The organism is Nonomuraea sp. NPDC001684, from assembly GCF_053596515.1.
This window is the reverse complement of sequence record NZ_JBSFGJ010000669.1, coordinates 1-3647: the sequence shown is the minus strand read 5'-3', so window position 1 is coordinate 3647 and position 3647 is coordinate 1. Positions and strand designations below refer to the sequence as shown.

Genomic DNA, 3647 nt, shown 5'->3' with positions numbered 1-3647 from the left:
GTCGTGGCGGTCAGCACGGCGAGCGCGGGGTGGGGCGTCGTCCCGGTGATCCTGCTGGCAGGGGTGGCGATCGCCGGGCTGACCGCCACGACCGCGATGGCCGCCGCGGGCACGGCCGCGAGCAGCAGCCGGCTGCGCTCCCTGGCGTCCGGCGCGGGCGCGGGCGCCCGCCCGGCGAGCCTCCAGACCAGCAGGTACGCCGCCGCCAGCGCCAGCGCGACCCCGGTGGCCATCGGGTACGGCTGCAACGTGACCTTCCAGCTCGTCACGTCGACCAGCGGCCAGAGCGCGAGCGCCTGAGCCTCCAGCAGGCTGACGCACAACACCCCGGCCCACAGGCCACGCAATGCGGGCGTACGGTCCCAGACCGCCACCAGCGTGGCCGGCACGATCAGGCCGCCGCCGACGCCGCGTAGCACGCGTACGACGCCGACGACCAGCTCTGAGGCCGCGTATCCGCCCGCCGCGTCGGCCACCGCCACCAGCGCGAGCCCCGCGACCAGCACGTGAGCCACCTTCATCCGCCGCAACGCGACCGCCGCGAGCGGCACCGTCAGCATCAGGGCGGGCAGCGCCAGCCCGTGCGTACGGCTCAGCCCGATCTGGTCGAAGTCGCCCGGCAGCAGGTCGGCGACCACGGACAGCGTGTTGGGTATCGCGACGATCGCCAGCGGCAACGCCACGAGGACGAGCAGCCCGAGCACCACGTCGAGCAGCCAGGAATGTCTGAGGCCAGCCGGAAGCGGCGACCGTTGAATCGGGGGGACGGCCATGTAGGCCGACTTTAGCGGGAAGTCACGCCTTCGACACGGCGAGCTACGATAATCGCGGTGATCCACAGCGCCGCGAAGATCGCGCCGAGGAAGAACATGGTCGGCACGAGGAAGCCCGTGGCGATGGCCAGCACCTGGATGACGCTGCCCATGACGTACCCGAAGGGCCTTTTGAGCAGGCCCGCGGCGACCACGCACAACACCAGCAGCCCGATGCCCACCGCGACGGCGAGCGCGGGGGTCACGCCGCCCACGACGATCGCCACCGGCGTGATGAGCCCGGCCACGATGGCCTCCATGCCGAGCACGCTCGCGCCGAGCCTGCGCATGCCCGGTGTGACCTCGAAATTCATCTCACACCATCCGCCTTGAGCAGATGCCGGGCATCTCCGGCGGTCACCACCGAACCGGTGATGAACACCCCGGTCCCACTGAACTCGCCCTCAGCATCGGCGATGCCGATACCCCTGTCGATGGCCTCGTCGAGCCGCTCGACGACGTGCACGCGATCCTCGCCGAACAACGGCACGGCCAGCGCGGCGAGCTCCTGCGCCGACAACGACCTGGGTGAGGAGTTACGCGTCACCACGATCTCGTCGAGCATCGGCTCCAGCAGCTCCAGCAGGGTCTCGACGTCCTTGTCGCGCATGACGGCGACCACGCCGATCACCTTGGCGAAGTCGAACGCCTCGTGCAGCGCCTCCAGGCTCGCCTCCAGCCCGCCGGGGTTGTGCGCCGCGTCGATCACCACCGTGGGCGTATGCCGTACGACCTCCATCCGGCCGGGCGAGGCCGCCTGGGCGAACGCCTGGCGCACCAGGTCCGCGTCGAGCGGATCGTCGCCACCGGTCAGCGCCTCGACGGCGGCCAGCGCGCACACCGCGTTGCTGGCCTGGTAGCTGCCGTAGAGCGGCAGGTAGATCTCGTCATAGACGCCCTTGAGCCCGCGCAGGGTGAGCAATTGCCCGCCCATCGCCATCTCCCGGCCGAGCACGCCGAACTCCAGCCCCTCGCGGGCCACCACCGCGCCGACCTCGGCCGCGCGGCGCATCAGCACCTCGGCCGCGGCCAGCTCCTGCTGAGCGAGCACGGTCGTGGCGCCCGGCTTGATGATCCCGGCCTTCTCCCCGGCGATGCTCGGGATGTCAGGACCCAGACGATCCATGTGATCGAGGGAGATGGGCGTGATGACCGACACCAGGCCGTCGGCGACGTTCGTCGCGTCCCACGAACCGCCCATGCCGGCCTCGATGACCGCGACGTCGACCGGCGTGTCGGCGAAGGCCGCGAACGCCATGGCCGTCAGCAGCTCGAAGAACTGGATGCGCCGGTGCCCCTGCGCGTCGGCCAGCTCGACGTAGGGCGCGATCTCCTCGTAGACCTCGGCGAAGCGCTCCTCGCTCAGCGGCTCGCCGTCGACCGTGATGCGCTCGCGCACGGTGACCAGGTGCGGGCTGGTGAACCGGCCCACCCTGAGGTTGCGCTCGCGAAGCAGCGCCTCGGTCAGCCGCGCCGTGGTCGTCTTGCCGTTGGTGCCGGCGATGTGTATGACCGGATACGCCCGCTGAGGCGAGCCGAGCAAATCCATGAGCGCAGCGATCCTGTCGAGCGTCGGCTCGAAGTCCCACTCGACGCCCCGCTCCAGGATGGCACGTTCAACCGCACGATAATCCACCCCTCAACCCTACTGACCACGCGTAGCGGTCTGGACGCGGGGTAAACATATCGTGAATCGTATAGAAAATTAGAGGGTACTCACCTCCGCCGCAGGGTGCCACCTTGGAGAACAGCCTGCTCTACCCCCCAGCAGGCGCTTTCAAGGAGGCCATCGTGGAAGGCGAGAACACTCGCGAGGAAAGGCAGCGCGGAATCACCAGAAAGGCGCTGTTCAAGGCGGCTCTCATAGCGACACCGGTCCCGTTCCTGATCGGCGAGGTGCCGGCCCTGGCCCGCACCATGGCCGGGACCGGCCAGCAGCTGGAGCCCACCCCGTTCTGCGACGACGGTGACGATCTCACGATCTCGCAGACCGAGGGCCCCTACTTCAAGCCCAACTCCCCCCAGCGCTCGACCCTCCCCGGCTCGGGCACCCCGCTGACGGTGAGCGGATACGTGTTCGGACTGTCCTGCCAGCCACTGGCGAACGTCCTGCTCGACTTCTGGCAGGCCGACACCAACGGCAACTACGACAACGTCACGTACAACTTCCGCGGGCACCAGTACACGAACGCCCAGGGGGCCTTCAAACTCACCACCATCGTGCCCGGCCTCTACCCCGGCCGTACCCGGCACATCCACGTCAAGGCGCAGGCTCCGGGCCGTGGGATCCTCACCACGCAGCTCTACTTCCCGGGCGAGCCGCGCAACAACACCGACAGCATCTACGACCCGAGACTGCTCATGAACGTCCGCCCCGTCGGCTCGGGGAAGGAAGCGACGTTCGACTTCGTGCTCAACGTGCAGGGCGTGCCACCCACGCAGACGCCCACTCCCACGCCCACGACTAGCCCGTCTCCGGGCGGCGGAACCTGGAAGGTTGGGGTGACCTACCAGGCGGGTGACCAGGTAACCTACGGCGGGTCGACGTACCGGTGCCTGCAAGGGCACACGTCAATGGCCGGTTGGGAGCCACCCAACGTGCCGGCTTTGTGGCAGCGCGTCTGACCCACTGGTCCCCGAACGCAAAAAAGGGCCACCCCGGCTGCTGGGGGTGGCCCTGTTCGTGTTGTCATGCCGGTGAATGCGAAAGGGCCCCACACAAGCGTGTGGGGCCCTTTCGAAAGATTGTCCGGCGGTGACCTACTCTCCCACACCCTCCCGAGTGCAGTACCATCGGCGCAGAGAAGCTTAACTTCCGGGTTCGGAATGTAACCG

The 3647-nt window shown here is 68.7% G+C and carries 3 protein-coding genes, 1 rRNA gene and 1 pseudogene; 1 reads left to right on the top strand and 4 read right to left on the bottom strand.

Features of this window, described 5'->3' with window-relative positions; genetic code table 11:
* The 3 genes and pseudogenes from ACWCSD_RS49745 to ACWCSD_RS49735 all read right to left on the bottom strand — a co-directional run.
* Window positions 1-773, bottom strand: a pseudogene (locus tag ACWCSD_RS49745) (hypothetical protein); the annotation flags it as partial.
* Window positions 774-784: 11 nt separating this feature from the next.
* Complete coding sequence (locus tag ACWCSD_RS49740) at window positions 785-1126, bottom strand: DUF4233 domain-containing protein (protein ID WP_449926379.1); 342 nt, start codon at window positions 1124-1126, stop codon at window positions 785-787.
* A complete protein-coding gene (locus tag ACWCSD_RS49735) occupies window positions 1123-2448 on the bottom strand; it encodes a bifunctional folylpolyglutamate synthase/dihydrofolate synthase (protein ID WP_364329579.1) in 1326 nt (441 codons plus the stop codon). Before ACWCSD_RS49735 ends, ACWCSD_RS49740 begins: the two co-directional genes overlap by 4 nt.
* A 155-nt stretch (window positions 2449-2603) precedes the next feature.
* On the opposite strand from ACWCSD_RS49735, the gene ACWCSD_RS49730 reads away from it, so the two are divergent.
* Complete coding sequence (locus tag ACWCSD_RS49730; RefSeq protein WP_358283946.1) at window positions 2604-3437, top strand: carbohydrate-binding protein; 834 nt, start codon at window positions 2604-2606, stop codon at window positions 3435-3437.
* Window positions 3438-3559: 122 nt separating this feature from the next.
* Here ACWCSD_RS49730 and rrf read toward each other — a convergent pair.
* Window positions 3560-3647, bottom strand: a 5S ribosomal RNA gene (rrf, locus tag ACWCSD_RS49725); the annotation flags it as partial.

Bases quoted from the DNA above. Each gene is read 5' to 3' on its own strand.
- ACWCSD_RS49740 (WP_449926379.1), bottom strand. From the start codon at position 1,126: ATGAATTTCGAGGTCACACCGGGCATGCGCAGGCTCGGCGCGAGCGTG.